This is a genomic window from Streptomyces buecherae (assembly GCF_014295035.1).
GTDB classification, from domain to species: domain Bacteria; phylum Actinomycetota; class Actinomycetes; order Streptomycetales; family Streptomycetaceae; genus Streptomyces; species Streptomyces youssoufiensis.
Window position 1 is genome coordinate 5,935,930 of sequence record NZ_CP060404.1, and the last position, 24,523, is coordinate 5,960,452.

Genomic DNA, 24,523 nt, shown 5'->3' on the forward strand with positions numbered 1-24,523 from the left:
GACACGGCCGGCTACGGCTCCATGCCGCTGGCCCGCGCGATGGCCTCCACCTCGCGGCGGTCCGCCTCCCGCTCGGCGGCCTCGGCGGCCACCCGCTGCTTGTGCCGGCGCAGGAAATCGGGGTCGTCGGCCCGTTCGCGGGGGACGAGCACCTTCATGCCCTTCGCGTGCGGGCTGTCCCCCAGGTCGACCACGACCCGCTCGTCGTGCGAGGTCAGCAGGCCGAACAGCACGAGCAGTTCGGCCTGGAGGGCGGGCGTGAACAGCTCCCGCTCCTCGGGCCCCATGCCGAGTTCGTACGTGCCGCCGCGCACGGCCGGTGAGACACTCAGCTCGCGGAGCAGCCGCATCAGCAGTTCGAGGGAGCGCGGGTCGACGCGCTGCTCCAGCTCGCTCAGGTACCGCCGCAGTCGTTCGGCCCGTTCGCTCGGCTCGGGGCCGCCCGGCCCCTGGCTTTCCTCTCGGTCCATGCCGACCAGCATGAGTCATCTCATGCGAGGAGGGGAGGGGGCGGCGTGGCGCATCGGGTGTCGGGCGGGCGCGAAGGAGCCCCCGTCGATGGCATGAGCTGGGGCTAGCCCCCGGGCCCGACCGCTTGTAGGTTCACGGCGACCACTGCGAACTCCTGGGAGATCAGCATGCACAAGTCGCTCAGATCGCTGCTCGCGCTGGCGGTGCTCATCGGCACCGTGGGCGTGGGCAGCGTTTCGGCAGGGACGGCCACCGCCGCGCAGCCGGACGAACGGAGCACCACGGCCGCGCAGTCGGAGGACATAAAGGACCGCATCCTCCGCATACCGGGGATGAGCTTCATAGAGGAGAAGCCGTACGACGGGTACCGCTTCTTCGTTCTCAACTACGAGCAGCCGATCGACCACCGGCGCCCGTCGAAGGGGACGTTCAAGCAGCGGATCACGCTGCTGCACAAGTCCGTCGACCGCCCCTCGGTCTTCTTCACCTCCGGCTACAACGTGAGCACGACGCCGCGCCGCAGCGAGCCGACGCAGATCATCGACGGCAACCAGCTCTCCATGGAGTATCGCTTCTTCACCCCCTCGCGCCCGCAGCCGGCCGACTGGAAGAAGCTCGACATCTGGCAGGCCGCCAGCGACCAGCACCGCCTCTACAAGGCCCTCAAGCCGATCTACGGCAAGAAGTGGCTGGCCACCGGCGGCAGCAAGGGCGGCATGACCGCCACCTACTTCCGCCGCTTCTTCCCCAACGACATGGACGGCACCGTCGCGTACGTGGCCCCCAACGACGTGGTCAACAGGGAGGACTCGGCGTACGACCGGTTCTTCGCGCGGGTGGGCAACCGCGAGTGCCGCGCCAGCCTGACGGCCGTGCAGCGCGAGGCGCTTGAGCGCCGCGACCGGCTCGTGGCCCGCTACGAGAAGTGGGCGGACGAGCAGGGCCGCACGTTCAAGGTGATGGGCAGCGCCGACAAGGCGTACGAGAACGCCGTGATCAGCCTGGCCTGGGCGTTCTGGCAGTACAGCCTGGAGAAGGACTGCGCGGACGTGCCGGCGCCGACCGCCTCCGACGACGTGCTGTACAACTACATCGACAAGATCTCCGGCTTCGACTCCACCACCGACCAGGGCCTGGAGGGGTACACGCCGTACTACTACCAGGCGGGGACCCAACTGGGCTGGCCGACGGTGCGGTACGGCCAGTTGAAGGACCTGCTGCGCTACCCGGGCATCGACGCGCCGCGGCACGCCGTGCCGGCCGAGATCCCGATGACGTTCGACCCTCGCACGATGCGGGACGTGGACTCCTGGGTGCGCCACAACGGTGAGCAGATGCTGTTCGTCAACGGCCAGAACGACCCGTGGGGCGCCGAGCCGTTCCGCGTGGGCAAGCGCAACGACTCCTACGTCTACACGGCGCCGGGCGCCAACCACGGCGCCAACATCGCCGCGCTGCCCGCCGAGCAGAAGGCGAAGGCCACCGCGCGCGTCCTGGACTGGGCGGGCGTCCAGCCGGCGGCCGTGAAGTCCGGTGACCAGACGGCGAAGCCGCTGGCCCCCTTCGACAAGCAGCTCGACCGCCGGGACGTCTCCCGCGAGTCCCTGCTGCGCCCGTAGTCCCGTAGTCCCGTAGTCCCGTAGCGCCGGGCCGGTGGGCGGACGTCCGCTGTCGGCGTTGTGGGCGCTGTCGGGACCGAGGGGGCGCCCGGTTGATGCCGGGCGCCCCCTCGCGTGGTTCAGGCGGCGTCGCGACGCGGCCAGTGCTCCTGGAGGAGGCGCACCGCCTCGGTGATGGACGGGCGGCGGGCGGCGCCGGGGCGCCACAGCGCGTACAGGCGGCGCAGCGGCGTCGGTTCGAGCGGTACGACGGACACGCCGTCCGGCACCGGGCCGCGGCCGAGCCGGGGGACCAGCGCGATGCCGAGGCCGGCGGAGACCAGCGCCAGTTGCGTGTGGTACTCGGCGACCTGGTACGCGAGGTCCGGCTCGTGGCCGGAGGCGCGCAGCGTGCGCACCAGCCAGTCGTGGCACACGGTGCCCGGCGGCTGGCAGATCCACCGCTGGTCGGTCAGGTCCGCGCGGCCCAGCACGCGGCGGCCGGCGAGCGGGTGGTCGCGGGGCACCAGGATGTCCGACGGGTCGTCGCCGATCACGACCCGCTGCACGCCCTCGGGGGCCGGCAGCGGCGAGATGTCCCAGTCGTGCGTGACGGCCAGGTCGATCACCCCGCGGGCCACCAGGTCGGGCGACAGGTGCGGGTCCACCTCGGTCAGCCGGGCGTCCAACCCCGGGTGCCGCGCGGTGAGTTCGGCGAGCACGGAGGGCAGCAGGCCGCGCGCGGCCGAGGCGAACGCGCCCACCACCAGGCGCCCCGACGGCTGCCCGCGCCGCTCCTCCAACGTGGTCTCCGCGCGTTCCACGATGGCCAGCAACCGCTGCGCCGTGTCCGCCAACTGCTGGGCCGCGTCGGTCAGGGCGATGCCTCGGCCCCGCCGTTCGAGCAGCGTGGTCCGCGTCTCCCGCTCCAGCTTCGCTATCTGCTGCGACACCGCCGACGGGGTGTAGCCGAGGGCGACGGCCGCCGCGCTGACCGACCCGTGCACGGCCACCGCGTGCAGGGCCCGCAACCGGGCCAGGTCCAACATGGTTCTCCCCAGGGGCTCGGCGCCGCGACGACGCCGCGACGGCTGCGACGGCTGCGACGGCGGTGCGCCGCGCGCCACGGCGCGGCTCGCCCACGGCCGTGACGGCTGCTGCTTGTAGCACTGCTTCAACCAATCATGCAGATACTCGCGCTGGTGCTACAAGGTTCACTGCGTCGATGCTCGAACCCATGCGACCCGCTCACCTCGCCCTGGCCGTGCTGATCACCGCCGCCTGGGGCGTCAACTTCGTCGTCATCGAGGTCGGCCTCGACCACTTCCCGCCGCTGTTGTTCTGCGCGCTGCGGTTCACGGCCGCCGCGCTGCCCGCCGTGTTCCTCGTGGGCCGACCCCAGGTGCCCTGGCGCTGGGTGATCGGCGTGGGGCTGGCGCTCGGCCTGGCCAAGTTCGGCCTGCTGTTCGTCGGCATGAACCAGGGCGCGCCGGCCGGCCTCTCCTCGCTGGTGCTCCAGGTGCAGGCGGTGTTCACGGCCCTGTTCGCCGCGTTCGCGCTCGGCGAGCGCCCCGGGCCGGTGCGGCTGCTCGGCATGGGCGTCGCGCTGGGCGGCATCGCGGTGGCGGCCGTGGACGAGGGGACGTCGGGGCCGGTGCTCGGCTTCGCGCTGGTCGTGGCCGCCGCCGCGTTCTGGGGCGTCTCCAACGTACTGACCCGCAAGGCCGCTCCGCCCGACGGGCTGCGGTTCATGGTCTGGGTGAGCGTCGTCCCGGTGCTGCCGCTGCTGGGCCTGTCGCTGGTCTTCGAGGGCCCGCAGCGGGACCTGGAGGCGCTGCGCGGCCTCGACTGGAGCGGCCTGGGCGCCATCGCGTTCGTGGCCTGGGGCACCACGCTCTTCGGCTTCGGCGCCTGGGGCTTCCTGCTGCGCACCTATGACGCGTCGGCGGTCGCGCCGTTCTCGCTCCTGGTGCCGGTCTTCGGCATGTCGTCCGCGGCGCTGCTGCTGGGCGAGGGGATCAGTCCGCTGCGCTGGCTGGCCGCCGCGCTCCTGGTCGGCGGCGTCGCGCTGACCTCGTTCGCGGGCGCCAGGGGCGGCGGGCGCCCCACCGCCCCGCCCAAGGGACCGGACCCGACCCCGGAACCGGCCCCGAAGCCCGCCCTGAAACCGGGCCCGGATCCGGTCGCGGCACCGGACCCGATCGCCTCGACCCCGGCCCCGGCTACGGGTGCTGGCCCGGCTCCCGCCGCTGGCTCTCCCGCGTGACGGAGCCCGTGCCAGCGGCGGCGGCCAGCAGCCCGCGCAGGTGGTCCCGGCCCGCGTCGAGCAGCGTGGGCAGCTCGGCCGCCTCCGGGTGCCAACGCTTCTCGTACTCCCAGCTCACCCAGCCCTCGGCCGGCGCGTCCTGCGCGGCGTCGGCGAAGTTGGCCCGTACGAGCGCGGTCAGGATCGCGGCCAGCGGCAGCGCGCCCCGGCCGAGCGGCAGCGGGGACGTGTCCTCGGCCGAGGCGACGTCCTTGACCTGCACGTATCCCAGGTGCGGGGCGAGCGCGGCGTGTGAGGCCACCGGGTCCTCGCCGCCGAGCCAGGTGTGCAGCACGTCCCAGACGGCCCCCACGCTCAGGTGCCCGACCAGGCCGAGCACCCGGCAGGCGTCGGCCGCGGTGCGGTGCGAGTCGTGGGTCTCAAAGAGCAGCCGTACGCCGAGGTCGTGCGCGTACGGCGCGACGGCGGCCAGCCGGCGGGCGGCCGTGGCGTCGGCCTCGGCGGGGTCCTGGTCGCCGCCGCCGGGGAAGACGCGCACGTACGGGGCGCCGAGGTCGCGGGCGAGCGCGAGGTGCTGGCGCAGCGCGTCGAGGACCGGGCCGTCGTCGCCGGCCTCGGCGACCCGTACGTAGCCGGCGACGGCGAGCACGGTCAGCCCGGCGGCGCGGAACCGCGCCGCGACGTCGGCCCGTTCGGCCGCGCCGATGCCGACATGGACCGGTTCCTCGGGGTGGGCCCGCAGTTCGACGCCCTGGTATCCGTGGTCCACGGCGAGTTCTACGACGTCGGGGATCGGCAGGCCGGGCACGCCGAGGGTGGAAAAGGCGAGCTTCACGCGGGCTCCTGAGCGGTCGGTGCGCACGGGCGGGCACGGCGACGCTAGGCAGCGAACGCGACCAGGTCAAACCCGCCACGGGGGCCGGGCGGCCCCTTTTCCGGCTTCCCGCATTCCCGAGCGAGATGCCCTCTCCAAAGCGGGGTCCTTCGGGTGTCCTTCGTGCCCGAGGGGCGCCAGTCCCCTGCGACGCGGAGGACCCCCCTCCTGCCCGACAGGCGTCCTCGACCGTGGCCACCTGGGCGAGCGCCGCCCAGCGCCGCCCGTCGAAGGCACCCCCGCCCGAGGGCCGCCCTGGTCGGGCGCGGCTCAGCGGCCGGGGGCGGGGGGTGGTGCGGTCGAGTCGCGGATCATCAGCTCGGCGCGGATCATGGCCACCCCGCCCGGCGGCGGGGCCTCCCGCCCGAGCGCCAGCCGCCCCGCCCGCGCGCCCGCCTCGTACAGGGGCAGCCGTACGGTACTGAGCGCCGGGGCCGCGTCCGCGCTGAACGGCAGGTCGTCGAAGCCGGTGACCGACACGTCCCGGGGGATGCTGAGCCCCATGTCGCGCAGCGCGGCGCAGGCGCCGAGCGCGACCGTGTCGTTGGCCGCGACCAGCGCGGTGATGCCGGGCTCGCGGCGCAGGAGTTCGCAGGCCGCGTCGTAACCGCTGGCCCGGTCGTACGCCCCGTGCACGACCAGCGGCGGTTGTTCGGCCGCCGCCACCGGGTCCCCGTCCGGCTGGGCCTCCGGTGCCTGGGCCGGGAGGCCGTGCGCGGCCAGCGCGGCGAGGTGTCCCTCAAGCCGGTGGCGGGTGGTGGTGCGTTCGGCGGGGCCCGCGATGTAGCCGACGCGGCGGTGGCCGAGGGTGAGCAGGTGCTCGGTCAGCCGCCTGGCGCCGCCCCGGTTGTCGAAGGTGAGCGCGAGCGCCCCCGGCACCGGGGGCCTTCCGCACAGCACCACCCGGGTGCCGGCGGCGACCAGCCTGGCCACCTTGGCCGCCAGCCGCTCGGTGTGCTCGGGGCCGTCGGCCGCGCTGCCGGTGAGGACGACGGCCGCGGCGCGCTGGCGCTGGAGCAGCGTGAGGTAGGTGAGTTCGCGCTCGGGGGAGCCGTTGGTGTTGCACACGACGGCCAGCTTCTCGGCCGCCGTCGCCGGGCCGGCGGGACCCGTCGCGGCCCTGCCCTGCGGTCCGCCGGGCGCCTGGCCCGGCCCCCACGCGTCGGCGGCGGGCGGGGCGGCGGGGCCCATCTCGGACTGGATGGCCCCCGCCATGATCCCGAAGAAGGGGTCGGCGATGTCGTTGACGAGGATGCCGACGAGGTCCGAGTTGGCCGCCGCCAGCGCGCTGGCCGGCCCGTTGACCACGTAGTCCAGGTCGTCGACGGCCCGCAGCACCCGGGCCCGAGTGGCCTCCGCGACCGGGTAGTTCCCGCTGAGCACCCGGGAGACGGTGGCCGGTGACACCCCGGCGCGCGCCGCTACGTCGGCCAGGGTCACCGTCATCGCTTCCGCTCCATCCGCCGTCCTTCGCCCTCGCGAGCACCGCCGCCGCTGTTGGCTGGCGTCCGTCCGTTGGCGTCGCTGTCCGTCGCCGCTGTTGTTCGTCTGTTCGGTTCCGCTGCCGCCGTCGCCGAGGTGGTCACCGCGCCCCAGCCCGTTCGTAACGCCACCGCTCGCGCCGCCACCGTTCGTACCGCCGCGGTGGCTGTCGTGGACCGTTGGTGTTATGCCCCGGCGCAAACCGCCCGTCGCTGACGGCACCGCGCACTCGCGGCGGCGAACCGGGAGTCCGCCGACGCCGCCGCGGCAGCACGTCGGGGCCCGCGTACCCCGGGGCACCGCAGGGTAGCCGGGTCGGGCCCACGGGCGGGAACCGGGTCGGCCGGGCCCGCCGCGAGCCCCCGACCGCTCGCCACTCGGCACGGATGAAAAACAGCGGGAAATCGTGCAACCCTTCCCGCCCGCGACGGGTCGTATGTGTCATCGGGCTTCCGCGGAGGGGAATCTGGGGGGATTTCGAGCGGAGCCAGTGGAGGGGGAAGCCTGAGGGGCCCGGTCCGTGGACCGGGCCCCTCGTGGCGTACGGGCCCGCGCGCGGCGGCCGTCGCAGGGCGGACTTCGGGGGTGGGCGGCGAGCGTACGGCCCTTGTGGGGCGGCCCGTTCGGAGTTATCCACAGGCTCGCACGGGTGTCGGACGGCGGCGGTACGGTCGCCTCATGTTCAAGCTCGCGGTGGTCGAAGGGGTCCTGGAGCGGATCACCTACGCCAATGAAGAGAACGGCTACACGGTCGCGCGGGTCGACACGGGGCGCGGCTCCGGTGACCTGCTGACGGTGGTGGGCTCGCTGCTCGGCGCCCAGCCGGGCGAGTCGCTGCGCATGGAGGGCCGCTGGGGCTCCCACCCGCAGTACGGCAAGCAGTTCACGGTGGAGAACTACACGACGGTGCTGCCCGCCACCGTCCAGGGCATCCGCCGCTATCTGGGCTCCGGGCTCATCAAGGGCATCGGGCCGCGCATCGCCGACCGGATCACCGAGCACTTCGGCGTGGAGACGCTGGACGTCATCGAGCAGCACCCGGAGCGGCTGATCGAGGTGCCCGGGCTCGGCCCCAAGCGCACCAGGATGATCGGCGCGGCCTGGGAGGAGCAGAAGGCCATCAAGGAGGTCATGGTCTTCCTCCAGGGCGTCGGCGTCTCCACCTCCATCGCGGTGCGCATCTACAAGAAGTACGGCGACGCCTCCATCTCCGTCGTGCGCAACCAGCCGTACCGCCTCGCGGCCGACGTCTGGGGCATCGGCTTCCTGACCGCCGACCGCATCGCCCAGGCCGTCGGCATCCCGCACGACAGCCCGGACCGCGTCAAGGCGGGCCTGCAGTACGCGCTGTCCCAGTCCACCGACAACGGGCACTGCTACCTGCCCGAGGAACAACTGATCGCGGACGCCGTCAAGTTGCTCCAGGTGGACACGGGACTGGTGATCGAGTGCCTGGGGGAGCTGGCCGAGGACCCGGAGGGGGTGGTCCGGGAGGCGGTGCCCGGGCCCGCCGACGGCGAACCGGTCACGGCCGTGTATCTGGTCCCCTTCCACCGCGCGGAGCTGTCGCTGGCCGGCTCGCTGCGCCGGCTGCTGCGCGGCGACGAGGACCGGATGCCCGGCTTCCGGGACGTCGACTGGGACAAGGCGCTGGCCTGGCTCGGCCGGCGCACCGGCGCGGACCTCGCCCCCGAGCAGCGGGAGGCGGTCAGGCTCGCGCTGACCGAGAAGGTGGCGGTGCTCACGGGCGGCCCCGGCTGCGGCAAGTCGTTCACGGTGCGTTCCGTGGTGGAGCTGGCCCGCGCGAAGCAGGCCAAGGTGGTGCTGGCGGCGCCCACGGGCCGGGCCGCCAAGCGGCTCGCCGAGCTGACCGGCGCCGAGGCGTCCACGGTGCACCGACTCCTCGAACTCAAGCCGGGTGGCGACGCGGCGTACGACCGGGACCGGCCGCTGGACGCCGACCTGGTCGTGGTGGACGAGGCGTCGATGCTGGACCTGCTGCTGGCCAACAAGCTGGTGAAGGCCGTGCCGCCGGGCGCGCACCTGCTGCTCGTCGGCGACGTGGACCAACTCCCCTCCGTGGGCGCCGGCGAGGTGCTGCGCGACCTGCTCGCGCCGGGCAGCCCGGTCCCGTCCGTGCGGCTGACCCGGATCTTCCGGCAGGCCCAGCAGTCCGGCGTGGTCACCAACGCGCACCGGATCAACTCCGGGGTGCCGCCGATCACCGAGGGCCTGCCGGACTTCTTCCTCTTCGTGGAGGACGACACGGAGGAGGCGGGACGGCTCACGGTCGACGTGGCGGCCCGCCGCATCCCGGCGAAGTTCGGCCTTGACCCGCGCCGCGACGTGCAGGTGCTCGCGCCGATGCACCGCGGCCCCGCCGGCGCGGGCACGCTCAACGGGCTGCTCCAGCAGGCCGTGACCCCCGCCCGCCCGGACCTGCCAGAGCGGCGCTTCGGCGGCCGGACCTTCCGCGTCGGGGACAAGGTCACCCAAATCAGAAACAACTACGAGAAGGGGGTGAACGGCGTCTTCAACGGCACCGTGGGCGTGGTCACCGCGCTCGACAACGAGGAGCAGCGGCTGACGGTGCGCACGGACGAGGACGAGGAGGTGGGGTACGACTTCGACGAACTGGACGAGTTGGCGCACGCCTATGCCGTGACCATCCACCGCTCGCAGGGCAGCGAGTATCCGGCGGTGGTGATCCCGGTGACGACCGGGGCGTGGATGATGCTCCAGCGCAATCTGCTCTACACGGCGGTGACGCGGGCGAAGCGGCTCGTCGTGCTGGTCGGCTCGCGCAAGGCGTTGGGGCAGGCCGTCCGCACGGTTTCCGCGGGGCGCCGCTGCACCGCGCTCGACCATCGGCTCGGCGGCGAAGCCCCGCGTTCCGCTTCCGCCGGGTTTCCGGAATCGGCAGTAAGGGGGCAGGATGGACACGATGGCGGCACTGAGTGCCGCAATTAGGCCCGATGGCCGACCCCGAGTGCACGTTCATCGTCCAAATGGGGGAAGGTAGAGCTAGTCAGGGCACCTCGAAGAAGAGGCACAACGTCGGTGAGGGATGACGTGAGCGACAACTCTGTAGTACTGCGGCACGGGGACGGCGAATACAGCTACCCGGTGATCGAGAGCACCGTCGGCGACAGCGGCTTCGATATCAGCAAGCTCCGCGCCCAGACCGGTCTGGTGACCCTGGACTCGGGATACGGCAATACCGCCGCGTACAAGTCCGCGATCACCTACCTCGACGGTGAGCGGGGCATCCTGCGCTACCGCGGTTATCCGATCGAGCAGCTCGCGGAGCGGAGCACCTTCCTGGAGACGGCGTTCCTGCTGATCAACGGGGAGCTGCCGACCGTCGACGAGCTGGCTACCTTCCGTAACGAGATCACCCAGCACACGCTGCTCCACGAGGACGTGAAGCGGTTCTACGACGGCTTCCCCCGCGACGCCCACCCGATGGCGATGCTGTCGTCCGTGGTCAGCGCGCTGTCCACGTTCTACCAGGACAGCCACAACCCGTTCGACGAGAAGCAGCGCCACCTGTCGACGATCCGGCTGCTGGCCAAGCTGCCGACGATCGCCGCGTACGCGTACAAGAAGTCCGTCGGTCACCCGGTCGTCTACCCCCGTAACGACCTGGGTTACGTCGAGAACTTCCTCCGCATGACATTCTCGGTGCCGGCCGCCGAGTACGACCTGGACCCCGTCGTGGTCAACGCCCTGGACAAGCTGCTGATCCTGCACGCGGACCACGAGCAGAACTGTTCGACCTCCACGGTCCGGCTGGTCGGATCCTCGCAGGCGAACATGTTCGCGTCGATCTCGGCGGGCATCAGCGCGCTGTGGGGCCCGCTGCACGGCGGCGCCAACCAGTCGGTCCTCGAGATGCTGGAGAGCATCAAGAACTCCGGCGGCGACGTGGACACCTTCATCCGCAAGGTGAAGGACAAGGAAGACGGCGTGAAGCTCATGGGCTTCGGGCACCGCGTCTACAAGAACTTCGACCCCCGGGCGAAGATCATCAAGTCGGCGGCGCACGACGTCCTCTCCGCCCTCGGCAAGTCCGACGAGCTGCTCGACATCGCGCTCAAGCTCGAAGAGCACGCGCTGGCCGACGACTACTTCGTGGAGCGCAAGCTCTACCCGAACGTCGACTTCTACACCGGCCTCATCTATCGGGCGATGGGCTTCCCGACCGAGATGTTCACCGTGCTCTTCGCGCTCGGCCGGCTCCCCGGCTGGATCGCCCAGTGGCACGAGATGATCAAGGAGCCCGGCTCCCGCATCGGCCGCCCCCGCCAGATCTACACGGGCGTCGTCGAGCGCGACTTCGTCCCCGTGGAGCAGCGCTAACCGGAGGCAGTGGGGCGGCGGGGCGCCATCCGCCCGCCGCGTGCGGACGCGCACCCCGCCCGCCCCGACGCCCCGCCGACCCGCCACGCCGGGCAGGCCCCTTTGCGGCCCGCCCGGCGTGCCGCTGCCCGGCCCGCGCGGCGGGCGGGTCGGCCCGCGCCACCCGTCCGAGCAGGGCATCGTCCCACCCGTCCGAGCAGGGCAACGCCCCACTCGCCCGGCGGGGCAACTCCCTACTCGGGTGAGCAGGGCAGCAGCGCGCGCAGCATCTCGTCGAACTCCGTCACGCCGGGCGGGTCGTCGGTGAGCAGCGCCTGCAGCAGGAGGCCGTCGATGGCGCCGACGACGATGCGTACCCGCACCGGGTCGTCGGTGTACTTGCGGGCGAAGTCCGCCGCCGCGTCCAGCCAGACCTGGGTGACCTCGCGCAGCTCGGGGCGCCGGGCGGCCTGGAGGTAGAGCTCGTACTCGGCCAGGAGCCGACCGGGCTCGGCGGCCACGTCGGCCATGAGCTGGGCCAGCATGCGGCGGCTGTCGAGGCCGCCGTCCGTCGCGAGGGCCAGTCGGCGCATGCGGGCGGCGTCCTCGTGCATCACGCTGGTCAGCGCCGCGCACAGCAGGTCGTCGATGCTGCGGAAGTAGTAGGTGGCCGACGCGTTGGGCAGCTCGGCCTCGCGGGCCACCGCCCGGTGGCTGACGCCCGAGGCCCCGTCCCGCTCGACCACCCGCAGCGCCGCCTCGATCAGCGCCTGCCGCCGCCGCTCGCCCTTGACGCGCCGCCCGTCCGTCGCGGGCACGCCCCCCTCGGCCCGCCCGGCCCGGGCCCGCCCCGCAGCCGCCTTCCGCCGCGCACCATCTCCAGAGGCCGCGCTTTCTTCAGGGTCCGTACCTTCTCCCGGGCCCGCGTCATCCCCGGTCGCGGGGTCGCCGGGGCCGGCGGGCTCGCCCGATCTGGCGGCGCGGCTCGACCCGGCGGCATCGCTCGACCCGCCGGAGTCGTCCGGGCTGAGAACGCTGCCCGGGCCCGCGATGGCAGGGGGTTGGCCCGCCACCGCGGGGTCGGGCGACCGGTGGGTGTCGGCGGTGTCGTCGCCGTCGCCGGACTGGTGCGCGGCTTCACGCTCGTTCAGGGCAAGCTCCCGTGGCCCGGGCGGCCGGAACGCGGTGCGTTCAGCCGCAGTCGACGTAGCACTGCTGCCGCTCGTCCGCCTCCCGCGCCGCGTGCGCGCCGGGGTCGTCGGGCGACGCGGGGTCCGACGCGCCGGAGCCGGTGAGTACGGCGTCCGCGCCCCCGGCCCGGCCCGCATCCACGTGGCCCGCGACCTCCACGCCCTGACCAGGGAGGTCGGGGCCGTGGTGCGCGGCGGTCACCCCGTCCGAGAGGTCCGCGCCGCGCGGGGCGCTCCCCGGGCCCGAGTCGGTACGGTCCGTGGCGGCAGCCACCGTGACGGTACCCCCATCGCCTCCCGGCGCGGCGTCCTGGCCGGCCTTCGGCGCGAAGTCGCCGCCGGGCGGCGGCGGGACCGGCCTGGCGGAGACGGCGGCCACCAGCGGGCGGTAGCCCAGCGCCGCGACGGCGACGCAGAGGGCACCCGCCGTGATGGCCACGGCGAAGCCGCCGCGCGGGCCGAACGCGTCGACCATCGCGCCGGAGAGCGAGGAGCCCAGCGCGACGCCGATGGCGAGCCCCGTCGAGGCCCAGGTCATGCCCTCCGTCAGCCGGTGCGCGGGCACGATGCGCTCGATCAGGTTCATGATCGTGATCATGGTGGGCGAGAAGAAGACGCCCGCGAAGAAGACCGCGACCGTCAGCCCGACGACACTGTTCACCAGCAGGAACGGCAGCGTGGTGGCGGCCGTCCCGAGGATGCCGAGAACCAGCAGGCGCGGCAGCGGCATGCGCGGGGTCATGGCCCCGAAGGCGAGGCCGGTGGCGCAGGACCCGACGGCGTACACGGCCAGCACCAGCCCCGTCGCGCCGGGCTGTCCCTGCTCGTCGGCGAACGCCACGCTCACCACGTCCACCGTGCCCACGATCGCGCCACCGGCGACCAGCGCGAGCACCAGGACCCGCAGCGACCCGTCGCGCAGCGCCGACCGCTCCACGGTCTGGGCCGTGCCCCGCGCCGGCGGCTCCGTGTCGCGCCGCATGACGAACAGCGCGACGCCGACGGCCAGCAGACCGCCGGCGACCAGCGGTCCGGCCTCGGGGAACAACGTCGTGCACAGCAGCACCGAGAGCGCCGGGCCGGCGATGAACGTGACGTCCTCGATCACCGCCTCCAGCGCGTAGGCGGTGTGCAGCCTGGGGGAGTCGCGGTACAGCTCGGTCCAGCGGGCCCGGACCATCGCGGCCATGCTCGGCATGGAGCCCGCGAGCGCGGCGAGCACGAACAGCGTCCACACGGGCGCGTCGTAGTGCGCGCAGAGCAGGAGCAGTCCGAGCGCGACCACGCTCACGCCGGTGACGGGCAGCAGCACCCGGCCCTGGCCGTACCGGTCCACCAGCCGGGAGACCTGGGGGCCGATGAGCGCCATGGCCAGCGTGAACGTGGCGGCGACGGCGCCGGCGACGCCGTACTGACCGCGCAGCTCGGACAGCATCGTGATGAGGCCGATGCCGGTCATCGACAGCGGCATCCGGGAGACGAAACCGGCGGCCGTGAAGGCCCGTGCGCCCGGCGCGGCGAAGAGCGCGCCGTAGGGATTGGCCATCGCTACTCCTGACAGAGAAAGTGAGACGATCGTCCAAGTTTCTATCACGGACTCGGCCTTGGCGGGTGGGCTCGCGTGACGTGAGCGCGTCGCGGCGCCGGGTGTCGGGGTGGGCCCCGGGCGGCGTCGACGGGGCGCGGCGTGAAGAAACGGAAACCGGCCTGCGCGGGCGCGGTGTGGGACGCGTCGGGGTGCTGGCCCGCGCTCTGGCCTGGCCTCGCGCGGGGCTGCGGCTAGGTCTACGGGCGGCGCGGCGGGCCCGGATCAGGACGGGCCGGGCATGCGAAAGCGCCCCGCTACCGATCCCCCCACGGGTCGGAGCGGGGCGCCTTCTGTTCCCCGGTTCGGATTCCCCCCACGGGATCCGGCCGGGAGCCTTGCTGGCCACGAGGGCCAGGCGCCCGCGATCTGCCGGGACGCGTACATGCGGGAGGGCCGCTCAAAGCTCCCCGGTACGTCGCCCCGGCCACGCGCAGTCTGGAAACGTCCCCCAAGACGTCCCAGCACCACCCAGTTAGACTCGCGACCCCCGCGAATGGTTACCCCGCTTCTCGTGTGATCTGCGTCTCTTGCCATATAGGGGCGTAGTTGGGCAAGGGTCTCCATTTGAATTTCCGGGCGCTCGCGTATGGGTGTTGTGCACCCTATGAGGATTTCGTGAAGACGTTCGAGTGGATATCTCGCCGCAACCAGCCCCGAGGTCCGCGTCGCGTCACGATCCGGCGGCGGCCCGCATGTGTGAAGCGCTCCCGCGACCACCCGGCGGGGTGGCGGTCGCCGCGTCGGGAACCCGCCACGTCGGAAACCCGCCCGGGCGCGGACGCGCGGAGGCCGGGCCGCGCGGAGCGCCGCTGGGCGGCTCCGTGCGGCCCGGCCTCGGGAGGTGCCGGTGGCGCGGGGCGGCGGTCAGGCGGCCCGGCCGGTGAGCTCGTAGCCCGCCTCGTCGATGGCGGCGCGGACGGCCTCGTCGTCGAGGGCGGTGGTCGAGACGACGGTCACCTGGCCGCTGGCGGCCTCGGCCTTGACGGACGTGACGCCGTCCAGCGCCGAGACCTCTTCGGTGACCGCGCCTTCGCAGTGGCCGCAGGTCATGCCCGTGACCGTGTACACGGTGGTGATGCCGTCGGCGGAGTGGCGCGATTCGGTGGGCGTCTCGGAGGTCATGGGTTCTCCTTTGGGGAAGGTGGCCTGCTGGTGTCGGGGCCCCGGAGTCTCGTCCGGCGCCCCCACAAGCGTCATGTTATACCCCAGGGGGGTATGGCGACAGAGGGGCTCGCCACGGAAACGCGTACCGCCTCAGAGTGGCACCCGGTGTCGCCGCCCGCGCCCGCCGCCGGCCTCGCCTCGGCCTCGTGGCACCGCCCGCCGCCGGCCCCGCCTCGGCTCCGACTCCCCCCGCCGTCGCCCCGACTCCGCCCGCGACGCGCCCCCGGGGCGCCGCCTCCCCGCACGCGTCATGCGAAGGCCCCGCACGCCACGTGGCGGGGTGCGGGGCCTTGATGGGCATGGGCTTCGGTGTGGGCGTTCGGCGTGGGGCAGACCCGGGCGGCGGTGCGCGCCGGGCGTCAGGTGTCGCGGCGCGAGCGGTTGCCCGGCCGGCGCAGCACCCAGGCCCGGATGGTGTCCGCGAGCCAGTAGGGCTTGCCGCCCTCCACGACGTCGGGCGCCGGCAGCAGCCCGTGCTTGCGGTAGGAGCGCACGGTGTCTGTCTGGACGCCGATGTGTGCCGCGATCTCCTTGTACGACCAGAGCCTGCGATCAGTCATGTCTCGCGCCTCCCAGAGCACCGCGACCACGGCGGGGAAACCGTCGGGGGAGTCGCGGTGTAACTGTCGTTGATCACTTGAGCTGCGCCCGGTGAACGACCCTGAGTGACCGTCCGCGAACACCTGTTGATGGTCTGTGACAGAAGGGCCGGATAAGCGTGACGAATGTGACCAAGAGGCGACGGACGCTACGAAACGTCACGGACGCGCTCATTGATTTCGGTGAGGCGTACGGGACGGTGCTCCACGCGTGAGAGTTCACACGCCTCGGCCACCAGGAGGGCGTTGAGCGCCTCCTCACCCGAGCACGGGTTGGCCACCTCGCCCCGTACCGCCCGGACGAAGGTCGCCAGCTCCGCCCGGTAGGCGGCCTCGAACCGGTCCCAGAAGCCGGCCCACGGGCGGGCCGGGCCGCCCGGGCCGGCGGGTTCGGCGGAGGCGAAGGGGGTGCGGGCGTCGAGCCCGACCACGAGTTGGGCGCGCTCGCCCGCGAGTTCGGTGCGCACGTCGTAGCCCGCGCCGTTGTAGCGCGTCGCGGTCGCCGTGACCAGCGTGCCGTCGTCCAGGGTGAGCAGGGCGGCGGCGGTGTCCACGTCGCCCGCGGCGCGGAAGAAGTCGGCCCCGCCCGCCGAGCCGGTGGCGTACACCTCGCGCACCTCGCGCCCGGTCAGCCAGCGCACGGCGTCGAAGTCGTGCACGAGGCAGTCCCGGATCAGCCCGCCGGACAGCGGCAGGAACGCGGGCGGCGGCGGGGCCGGGTCCGAGGTGACGGCGCGGATGGTGTGCAGCCGTCCCAACGCGCCCGCGCGCACGGCCGCACGCGCCGCCAGGTACCCGGCGTCGAACCGGCGTTGGAAGCCCACCTGGAGCAGGGTGCCGGCGACCTCCACCGCGCGCAGGGCGGCGATGGTGCGGGCCAGGTCCGTGGCGACGGGCTTCTCGCAGTAGGCGGGCAGCCCGGCGCGGGCCGCGCGGGTGACGAGTGCGGCGTGCGACGCGGTCGCGGTGGCGATCACCACGGCGTCCGGCCGCGCCGCGAACACCCCGTCCACGCTCGCCGCCCGCGCGCCCACAACCTCGGCGAGCGCGCGGGCCCTGGCCTCGTCGGCGTCGCCGATCACCAGGTCGCCGACGCCGTCCAGGGCGGCCAGCGTCGCGGCGTGGAAGGCGCCGATGCGGCCGGCGCCGAGGAATCCGATGCGCATGGGGCAAGTTCCCCTCCGTGGGCGGCGGCGATCGTGACGGGGCCGGTCGCCGTGGTGCCGGGCGACGGGGCGTCAGGCGTACAGGGCCGGGCGCTCGATGAGTGCGGTGGTGGTGCGCCGGCCGGTGGCCTGGGCGGTCACTCCGGCCTCGCAGACGGCCGCCGCGGCGTACCCGTCCCAACTGCTCGGGCCCTCGACCGTGCCGCGGCGGGTGGCGTCCACCCAGCGCTGCACCTGGCGGTCGTACGCCTCGGCGAAGCGGGGCACGAAGTCCTGCGGGATCGTTCCGCCCCAGCGCCCCGCCGAGTGGGTCACCAGGCCGGCCTCCTCGCCGGTGCGGGCGCTGCCGGACTCGCAGACCGCCTCGCAGCGCACCTGGTAGCCGAAGCCGCAGTTGACGAAGATCTCGACGTCCACGACCGCGCCGCCCGAGGTCTCGAAGAGCACGAGCTGCGGGTCGCTCAGGTGCGCGGGGGCGGCGGTGGAGGGCGCGGGCCGCAGCACGGTGACGGCGGTGATCTCCTGGTCGAGCAGCCAGCGGGTGGTGTCGATCTCGTGCACCACCGAGTCGTTGATCATCATCTGGCTGGTGAAGCCGGGCGGCGTGCTGGCGTTGCGGTGCTGGCAGTGCAGCATCAGCGGGCGGCCGAACTCGCCCGCGTCCAGGACCGACTTGAGGCGCATGAACCCGGCGTCGTAGCGGCGCATGAAGCCGACCTGTACGCGGCGGTGGCCCAGGCGCTGTTCGGCCTCCAGGACCCGCAGGGCCGCCGCCGGGTCCGGGGTGAGCGGCTTCTCGCACAGCACGGGCAGGTCGTGCGCGAACGCCTGGAGCAGCGCCGCCTCGTGGGCCGGCCCCGGCGAGGCGATGAGGAGGGCGTCCACGTCGGGGGAGGCCATGGCCGCCGCGGGTTCGGTGTACGCGGCGCAGCCCTCGACGCGCCCCGCGACGGCCTTGGCCCGTTCCGCGTCGACGTCCACGACCGCGGCGACCCGGGCGCCGTGGATGACCTCGTCGATGCGGCGTACGTGGTCGGCGCCCATGCGGCCGGTGCCGATGACGGCGACCCCGAGCGGTGGCTGCTGCGGCATGTGCTGGTGCTCCTCTGTGGTGCGGGTGTGGTGCGAGTGCGGTGCGTGCGGGTGTGGGGGAGGTGTGGGTACGAGGGCGGGTACGGGCGCGTGCGCCGTGGCCCGCAGGCGCGTACGCGGGGCGGACGCGCGGGCGTACGGCGGAGGCGGCGGAAGCGGAAGCGGGGGCGACGGCGGGGGAGCGGGGCCGGTCAGGCGCCGCAGCCGCGGAGGTAGCGGCGGGTGCGTTGGGCGATGGGGAAGGGCTGGTCGGGCGGGCACGGGTACATGTCCTGTTCCACGATCGCGAACAGGTCGATGCCGAGCCCCTGGGCCGCGGTCAGCACGGGCTCCAGGGCGGGTACCCCGGCGGGCGGCTCGCACATCACCCCGCGCTGGACGGCGGGCCCGAACGGCACCCCCTGTTCGACCACGGTCGCCAGGATCGCCGGGTCGACCTGCTTGAGATGCAGGTAGCCGATGCGGTCGCCGTACGTCTCGATCAGCTTCACGCTGTCGCCGCCGCAGTAGGCGTAGTGCCCGGTGTCCAGGCACAGGCGGACCAGGTCGGGGTCGGTGGCGTCGAGGAAACGGGCCACGTTGGCCTCGCCGTCGATGTGCGTGTCGGCGTGCGGGTGGACGACGATCTGCAGGCCGTACGTCTCCCGCACCTGGTGGGCCAGGCGCTCCATGCCGGTGGTCAGGTCGCGCCACTGGGCCGGGGCCAGCTCGGGGCTCTCGATGAGTTCGGCGGTCTTGTCGTCGCGCCAGAACGCCGGGATCACGACCAGGTGGCGGGCGCCCATCGCGCGGGTCAGCTCGGCCACCTGGGCGACGTGCCGCCAGGTGGCGTCCCAGACGGCCGGGCCGCGGTGCAGGGCGGTGAAGACGGTGCCGGCGGAGACGGTGAGGCCGCGCCGGGCGGTCTCGTCGGTCAACCGCGCCGGGTCGGTGGGCAGGTAGCCGTACGGGCCCAGTTCGATCCACGCGTACCCGGCCTCGGCCACCTCGTCCAGGAAGCGCCGCCACGGCACCTGGCGCGCGTCGTCGGGGAACCAGACGCCCCAGGAGTCGGGCGCCGAGCCGACGCGGATGCGGTCCAGGGCGGTGGGGAGGGGCTGGTGGGCAGCGGCCATGGGCGCGCGCTCCTCTCGCCGGTCGGCGCTGACCGGACCGTGGGGTTCCCGGCGGGGCCGGGGCGTATCGGGGACGGACGGCCTCGCTGGGTAGCTTTCCCGCCGCCCCACACCCTGTCAAGGCTTCGTCCTGACATAAGGACGTCACGTCAAAACGACCCCGCGTCGCGCGTCCTCGGAGAAGACGTCAGTATGTCAGGACAAAATGTTGACAGGCTGCGTGAGCCGCCGTTAGACCTGTTGTTGAGTTTGCCGGCCGGAGCGGAAGGGCGAGCATGACGCAGCCGTACGACCTGATCACGATGGGCCGGATCGGAGTCGATATCTACCCGCTCCAGACGGGCGTGCCGCTGGCGCGCGTCGAGACGTTCGGCAAGTTCCTGGGGGGCTCGGCGACCAACGTCGCCGTGGCGGCGGCCCGGCTCGGACGCCGGGTGGCCGTGATCACCCGCACCGGGGACGACCCGTTCGGCACCTACCTGCACGAGGCGCTGCGCGACTTCGGCGTGGACGACCGGTGGGTCAGCGCGGTCGCCGCGTACCCGACGCCGGTCACCTTCTGCGAGATCTTCCCGCCCGACGACTTCCCGCTGTACTTCTACCGCCAACCCAAGGCCCCCGACCTGGAGATCCGGCCTGAGGAACTGGACCTGGACGCGGTGCGGGCGGCCCGGATCTTCTGGATGACCGGCACCGGCCTGTGCGCGGAGCCCAGCCGCGCGGCGACGCTGACCGCCCTCGCCGCCCGCTCCACCGACCAGCCGGCCGCCTCTCGACCGGCCTCCGGCCAGCCGGCCGCCTCCCGACCGGCCCCCGGCCAGCCGGCCGCTCCCGGCGCCGCCGACCTCGGCGGCGCCCACGCCCCGCGCGCCACGGTCTTCGACCTCGACTGGCGGCCCATGTTCTGGCGCGACCCGGACGAGGCCAGGCCGTACTACGCCAAGGCGCTCCAGCACGCCACGGTCGCCGTCGGCAACCTCGCCGAGTGCGAGGTGGCCACCGGCCAGCGGGAGCCGCGCGCGGCGGCCGACGCGCTGCTGGCCGCCGGCGTGGAGCTGGCCGTCGTCAAGCAGGGCCCGGCCGGCGTCCTCGCCGTGCACCGCGACGGCACCACCGCCGAGGTGCCGCCGGTCCCCGTCGAGGTGGTCAACGGGCTCGGCGCGGGCGACGCGTTCGGCGGCGCGCTCTGCCACGGGCTGCTGGCGGGCTGGGAGTTGGAGCGCGTCATGCGGTACGCGAACGCCGCGGGCGCCATCGTCGCCTCCCGCCTGGCCTGCTCGTCCGCGATGCCCACGCCCGACGAGGTGACGGACCTCCTCGCCACCCCGTAACGGCCCCCCGGGGCGGCCCCCTCACCCGCGCCCCCGCCCAGCCCCCGCGCACGCCCCACCCCTCGGCCCCGCACGCACGCCCCGCACGTACGCCACCCGCCCGCGGCCCGTTCTGACCAGTTGAGAGTGAGCGACCCCCTTGACCATTCGTATCTCCGACCTCGCGCAGGTGCGGGCCCGGCATCCCGAGGCCATCGCGGAGGCCGCCGCGCGCCGGGTTCGCAGGCCGCTCGTCGGGGCCGGCGGGCGGCTCATGATCATCGCCGCGGACCATCCGGCGCGCGGCGCGCTCTCCGTCGGCGGCCGTGAGCTGGCCATGGCCAACCGCAGGGAGCTGCTGGAACGGCTGTGCCTCGCGCTGTCCCGGCCCGGCGTCGACGGGGTCCTCGGCACCGCCGACATCCTGGAGGACCTGCTGCTCGTCGGCGCCCTTGAGGACAAGGTGGCGATGGGCTCGATGAACCGGGGCGGGCTGGCGGGGGCCGCGTTCGAGCTGGACGACCGGTTCACCGGGCACCGCGCCCAGGACCTGGCCCGGCTCGGCTTCGACGCCGGCAAGCTGCTCCTGCGCATCGACTACGACGACCCCGGCTCCCTTGACACGCTGCTCTCCGCCGCCCGCGCCATCGACGACATGGCCGCCCACCAACTGCCGGTCTTCGTCGAGCCGTTCATCTGCCACCGCACGGCGGGCAAGGTCGGCACCGACCTCTCCGCCGGCGCCGTCGCCCACTCCCTGGCCATCGCCTCAGGACTCGCCGGCACCTCCGCCTACACCTGGCTCAAGGTCCCGGTCACCGACGACCCGCGCGACATGGCGCGCGTCATGGAGACCTCCACGCTGCCCGCCGTACTGCTCGGCGGCGACGTCGGCCAGGGCGCGCGGGACCAGGAGCGGGCGTACGAGAAGTGGCGGCACGCGCTCAAGCTGCCCACCGTGCAGGGCCTGGTGGCCGGGCGCGCGCTGCTCTACCCGGTCGACGGTGACGTGGCCGCCGCCGTCGACACCGCCGTGGGGCTGCTGTGACCCCACCGCCGTCGCCCCACCGACGAACCCCCGCTGGCGCCGCCCCGCCGGCGACCCCCGTACGGCCCTCGCTCGATCCCCGTACGACCCCCGCTCGCCCCCCGTACGACCGCCGGAGGACCCGTAGCACCGTCGCCGTAGCCGCCGCCGCGCAGAGCCGCCGCACCCGTCGTACGACCGATGTACGACCCTCGTACGACCGCCGCCACCACCGCCTTCCGCAGGAGACGCCGAGCCCATGACCCCCACCGCCCCCCGCACCTTCCACCTGCCGGCCGGCAGCGCGGCCGATGGCCCGTACGCGCTGGCCATCGACCCCGAACGAGCCGGCTGGGGCTACTCGTCGCTGCGCGTTCTCGACCTGCCGGCCGGCGGCGAGCACGCGTGGGAGACGGGCGACAGCGAGTGGATCGTGCTGCCGCTGGCCGGCGCCTGCACCGTGGCCGTCGACAGTGACAGCAACGACAGCGGCGACAACGGCGACAACGGCGACAACGGCGACAACGGCGACAACAACGGCAACAACGGCGCACTCTTCACCCTGCACGGCCGGGAGAGCGTGTTCAGCGGCGTCACCGACTTCGCCTACCTGCCGCGTGACGCCCACGCCCGTATCACCAGCGCCGCCGGCGGCCGGTTCGCGCTGACCGGGGCCCGCTGCGAGCGCGCGCTGCCCGCCCGTTACGGGCCCGCCGCGGACGTGGCCGTGGAGCTGCGCGGCAGCGGCGCCTGTTCCCGACAGGTCAACAACTTCGCGGCGGCCGGGGCTTTCGCGTGCGACAAGCTCATCGCCGTGGAGGTGCTGACCCCCGGCGGGAACTGGTCCTCCTACCCGCCGCACAAGCACGACGAGTTCCGCCCGGGCCAGGAGTCCGAGCTGGAGGAGATCTACTACTTCGAGGTCGCCGCCGCGCACGGCACCCCGGGGCTCGGCTACCAGCGGGTGACGCCCTCCGGACCGGGCAGGGAGACCGACGTGCTCGCCGAGGTGCGCACCGGCGACGCCGTGCTCATCCCCGACGGCTGGCACGGCCCCTCCATCGCGGCCCCGGGGCACGATCTGTACTACCTCAACGTCATGGCGGGCCCCGGCGCCGAGCGCGCCTGGCTGATCTGCGACCACCCCGAACACGCCTGGATCCGGGACACCTGGCCCAGCACCCCCGTCGACCCCAGACTGCCGCTGTACGCCGCGCCCCACGCCGACGGCACGGGGCTCGCCACACCACCCCCGGGAGAGGCCCGATGAGCACCCGCCGGCTGACCGTAGCCCAGGCCCTGATCGCCTTCCTGGCCGCCCAGCACACCGAGCGCGACGGGCACACCCGCCGCCTGATCAACGCCTGTTGGGGCATCTTCGGGCACGGCAACGTCGCCGGCGTCGGCCAGGCCCTGCTGGAGTCCGGCCCGACCGCCATGCCCTACCTCCAGGGCCGCAACGAACAGGCCATGGTGCACGCCGCCGTCGGCTACGCACGGCAGTGCGACCGGCTCGCCACGCAGGCCGTCACCACCTCGATCGGCCCCGGCGCCACCAACCTCGTCACCGGCGCGGCGCTGGCCACCATCAACCGGCTGCCCGTGCTGCTGCTGCCCGGCGACACCTTCGCCACCCGCCCCGCCGATCCGGTTCTCCAGCAACTCGAAGTGCCCTACGCCGGCGACGTCTCCGTCAACGACGCGCTGCGCCCGGTCAGCCGCTACTTCGACCGCGTCACCCGCCCCGAGGCGCTGATGCCGGCCGCGCTGGCGGCCATGCGGGTGCTGACCGACCCGGCCGAGACCGGCGCGGTCACCCTCGCGCTGCCGCAGGACGTGCAGGCCGAGGCGTACGACTGGCCCGAGGAGTTCCTCGCCGAACGCGTCTGGCACGTGCGCCGCCCGGCGCCCGACCCCGCCGCGCTGGCCGAGGCCGCCGAGGCCGTCCGCCGGGCCCGCCGCCCGCTGCTCGTCGCCGGCGGCGGCGTGCACCACAGCGAGGCCGAGGACGCGCTGCGCGCCCTCGCCGACGCCACCGGCATCCCGGTCGCCTCGACCCAGGCCGGCAAGGGATCGCTGCGCCACGACCATGCGGCCGACGTCGGCGGCGTCGGCCACACCGGCACCGCCGCCGCCAACGACCTGGCCCGCGCCGCCGACCTCGTCATCGGCGTCGGCACCCGCTACTCCGACTTCACCACCGCCTCCAGCACCCTCTTCGCCGACCCCGCCGTGCGCTTCGTCAACCTCAACATCGCCTCCTTCGACGGGCACAAGCTCGCCGCGCTGCCGCTGCTCGGTGACGCCCGCGCGGGCCTTGAGGCGCTGACCGCCGCGCTGGCCGGGCACCGGGTGCCGGCGGCGTACGAGGCCGAGTACGCGGCCGGCAAGCGGCGCTGGGAGCGGGTGGTCGAGCGGGCGTACGCCGCGCCGGACGCGGCGGCCCGGCCCACCCAGACGCAGGTCATCGGCGCGCTGGACGCGGTCGTCGGCGACGACGACGTGGTGATCAACGCGGCCGGCTCGCTCCCCGGCGACCTGCACAAGCTCTGGCGCGCCCGCTCCCGGCGCCAGTACCACCTGGAGTACGGCTACTCCTGCATGGGCTACGAGATCCCGGCCGCCATCGGCGTCCGCCTCGCCGCCCCCGACCGGCCGGTGTGGGCGCTGGTCGGCGATGGTACGTATCTGATGCTGCCGACCGAACTCGTCACCGCGGTCCAGGAGGGCGTCGACATCAACGTCGTACTGATCCAGAACCACGGCTACGCCTCCATCGGCGGCCTGTCCGACGCGGTCGGCGCCGAGCGGTTCGGCACCGCCTACCGCTACCGGGCCGCCGACGGCTCGTTCACCGGCCCGCCGCTGCCGGTGGACCTGGCCGCCAACGCGGCCAGCCTGGGCGCCCGGGTGCTGCGCGCCGCCACGGTCGGCGAGCTGCGCGCCGCGCTGGCCACCGCGCGCGAGACGGCGGGGCCCACATGTGTCTACGTGGAGACCGAAACGACCGACACAGTGTCCAGCGCGCCCGGCACCCACGCGTGGTGGGATGTTCCGGTGGCCGAGACGGCGACCCGACCGGCGGCGGCCAGCGCACGCGAGGAGTACGACCGCCGGGCGACCGCCCGCCGCCACCACCTGTGACCCCGCCCCACCCGCCGCACCCGACCCGACTCGCCAGCCGTCCCCCCACAGCCCGCGCACCCGCGACCCACCCCCGACCCGCGGCGCCCCGCTCCC

The 24,523-nt window shown here is 73.9% G+C and carries 19 protein-coding genes; 8 read left to right on the forward strand and 11 right to left on the reverse strand.

Annotation, left to right across the window (positions count from 1 at the left end):
• Positions 1-11: 11 nt before the first annotated feature.
• A complete protein-coding gene (locus tag H7H31_RS23520) occupies positions 12-470 on the reverse strand; it encodes a hypothetical protein (protein ID WP_187063240.1) in 459 nt (152 codons plus the stop codon).
• A 168-nt stretch (positions 471-638) separates the two neighbouring features.
• Here H7H31_RS23520 and H7H31_RS23525 point away from each other — a divergent pair, with 168 nt between their 5' ends.
• On the forward strand, positions 639-2,090 hold the full coding sequence (locus H7H31_RS23525) for a S28 family serine protease (RefSeq protein ID WP_187063241.1): 1,452 nt from the start codon (positions 639-641) through the stop codon (positions 2,088-2,090).
• A gap of 119 nt (positions 2,091-2,209) precedes the next feature.
• Here H7H31_RS23525 and H7H31_RS23530 read toward each other — a convergent pair whose 3' ends face one another.
• Positions 2,210-3,118: a LysR family transcriptional regulator gene (locus tag H7H31_RS23530; RefSeq protein WP_187063242.1), complete on the reverse strand. Its 909-nt coding sequence runs from the start codon at positions 3,116-3,118 to the stop codon at positions 2,210-2,212.
• A 188-nt stretch (positions 3,119-3,306) separates the two neighbouring features.
• Here H7H31_RS23530 and H7H31_RS23535 point away from each other — a divergent pair, with 188 nt between their 5' ends.
• Complete coding sequence (locus H7H31_RS23535) at positions 3,307-4,335, forward strand: EamA family transporter (RefSeq protein ID WP_187063243.1); 1,029 nt, start codon at positions 3,307-3,309, stop codon at positions 4,333-4,335.
• Here H7H31_RS23535 and H7H31_RS23540 read toward each other — a convergent pair.
• Together H7H31_RS23540 and H7H31_RS23545 are read right to left on the reverse strand one after the other, a co-directional pair.
• The gene (locus tag H7H31_RS23540; RefSeq protein WP_187063244.1) at positions 4,292-5,170 is read right to left on the reverse strand and encodes a sugar phosphate isomerase/epimerase family protein; all 879 of its coding nucleotides are present in this window, start codon (positions 5,168-5,170) and stop codon (positions 4,292-4,294) included. The two genes, H7H31_RS23535 and H7H31_RS23540, sit on opposite strands and share 44 nt — an antisense overlap.
• A gap of 309 nt (positions 5,171-5,479) precedes the next feature.
• Positions 5,480-6,655 carry a LacI family DNA-binding transcriptional regulator gene (locus H7H31_RS23545; protein WP_187063245.1) on the reverse strand — a complete coding sequence of 392 codons (1,176 nt, stop codon included), beginning with the start codon at positions 6,653-6,655 and terminating at the stop codon, positions 5,480-5,482.
• Positions 6,656-7,369: 714 nt separating this feature from the next.
• Between H7H31_RS23545 and recD2 the strand changes: the two genes are divergently transcribed.
• On the forward strand, positions 7,370-9,661 hold the full coding sequence (gene recD2 / locus H7H31_RS23550) for an SF1B family DNA helicase RecD2 (protein WP_232110044.1): 2,292 nt from the start codon (positions 7,370-7,372) through the stop codon (positions 9,659-9,661).
• Positions 9,662-9,763: 102 nt separating this feature from the next.
• A complete protein-coding gene (locus tag H7H31_RS23555; protein ID WP_187063246.1) occupies positions 9,764-11,053 on the forward strand; it encodes a citrate synthase in 1,290 nt (429 codons plus the stop codon).
• Positions 11,054-11,286: 233 nt separating this feature from the next.
• Here H7H31_RS23555 and H7H31_RS23560 read toward each other — a convergent pair whose 3' ends face one another.
• From H7H31_RS23560 to H7H31_RS23590, 7 genes are all read right to left on the reverse strand, one after another.
• A complete protein-coding gene (locus H7H31_RS23560) occupies positions 11,287-11,850 on the reverse strand; it encodes a TetR/AcrR family transcriptional regulator (RefSeq protein ID WP_187088719.1) in 564 nt (187 codons plus the stop codon).
• A 373-nt stretch (positions 11,851-12,223) separates the two neighbouring features.
• Positions 12,224-13,768: an MFS transporter gene (locus tag H7H31_RS23565; RefSeq protein WP_217202186.1), complete on the reverse strand. Its 1,545-nt coding sequence runs from the start codon at positions 13,766-13,768 to the stop codon at positions 12,224-12,226.
• 906 nt (positions 13,769-14,674) lie between these two features.
• Positions 14,675-14,932, reverse strand: a complete 258-nt coding sequence (locus H7H31_RS23570) for a heavy-metal-associated domain-containing protein (protein ID WP_187061307.1) — start codon at positions 14,930-14,932, stop codon at positions 14,675-14,677.
• Between the two features lie 401 nt (positions 14,933-15,333).
• Positions 15,334-15,534 carry a helix-turn-helix transcriptional regulator gene (locus H7H31_RS23575; protein WP_176161759.1) on the reverse strand — a complete coding sequence of 67 codons (201 nt, stop codon included), beginning with the start codon at positions 15,532-15,534 and terminating at the stop codon, positions 15,334-15,336.
• A 188-nt stretch (positions 15,535-15,722) separates the two neighbouring features.
• Positions 15,723-16,739, reverse strand: a complete 1,017-nt coding sequence (locus H7H31_RS23580) for a Gfo/Idh/MocA family protein (protein ID WP_187061308.1) — start codon at positions 16,737-16,739, stop codon at positions 15,723-15,725.
• Positions 16,740-16,811: 72 nt separating this feature from the next.
• Entirely contained in the window at positions 16,812-17,831 is a 1,020-nt protein-coding gene (locus H7H31_RS23585; RefSeq protein WP_187061309.1) for a Gfo/Idh/MocA family protein, read from the reverse strand.
• Between the two features lie 191 nt (positions 17,832-18,022).
• Complete coding sequence (locus H7H31_RS23590) at positions 18,023-18,946, reverse strand: sugar phosphate isomerase/epimerase family protein (protein ID WP_187061310.1); 924 nt, start codon at positions 18,944-18,946, stop codon at positions 18,023-18,025.
• 275 nt (positions 18,947-19,221) lie between these two features.
• Here H7H31_RS23590 and H7H31_RS23595 point away from each other — a divergent pair, with 275 nt between their 5' ends.
• The 4 genes from H7H31_RS23595 (at position 19,222) to iolD (ending at position 24,427) form a co-directional block, all read left to right on the forward strand.
• The gene (locus H7H31_RS23595) at positions 19,222-20,277 is read left to right on the forward strand and encodes a 5-dehydro-2-deoxygluconokinase (protein ID WP_187061311.1); all 1,056 of its coding nucleotides are present in this window, start codon (positions 19,222-19,224) and stop codon (positions 20,275-20,277) included.
• Between the two features lie 139 nt (positions 20,278-20,416).
• Positions 20,417-21,304, forward strand: coding sequence for a Cgl0159 family (beta/alpha)8-fold protein (locus tag H7H31_RS23600; RefSeq protein ID WP_187059538.1), 888 nt, complete (start codon positions 20,417-20,419; stop codon positions 21,302-21,304).
• A gap of 238 nt (positions 21,305-21,542) precedes the next feature.
• Complete coding sequence (gene iolB / locus H7H31_RS23605; protein ID WP_187118073.1) at positions 21,543-22,553, forward strand: 5-deoxy-glucuronate isomerase; 1,011 nt, start codon at positions 21,543-21,545, stop codon at positions 22,551-22,553.
• A complete protein-coding gene (gene iolD / locus H7H31_RS23610; RefSeq protein WP_187059843.1) occupies positions 22,550-24,427 on the forward strand; it encodes a 3D-(3,5/4)-trihydroxycyclohexane-1,2-dione acylhydrolase (decyclizing) in 1,878 nt (625 codons plus the stop codon). Before iolB ends, iolD begins: the two co-directional genes overlap by 4 nt.
• The last annotated feature ends 96 nt before the right edge of the window (positions 24,428-24,523 follow it).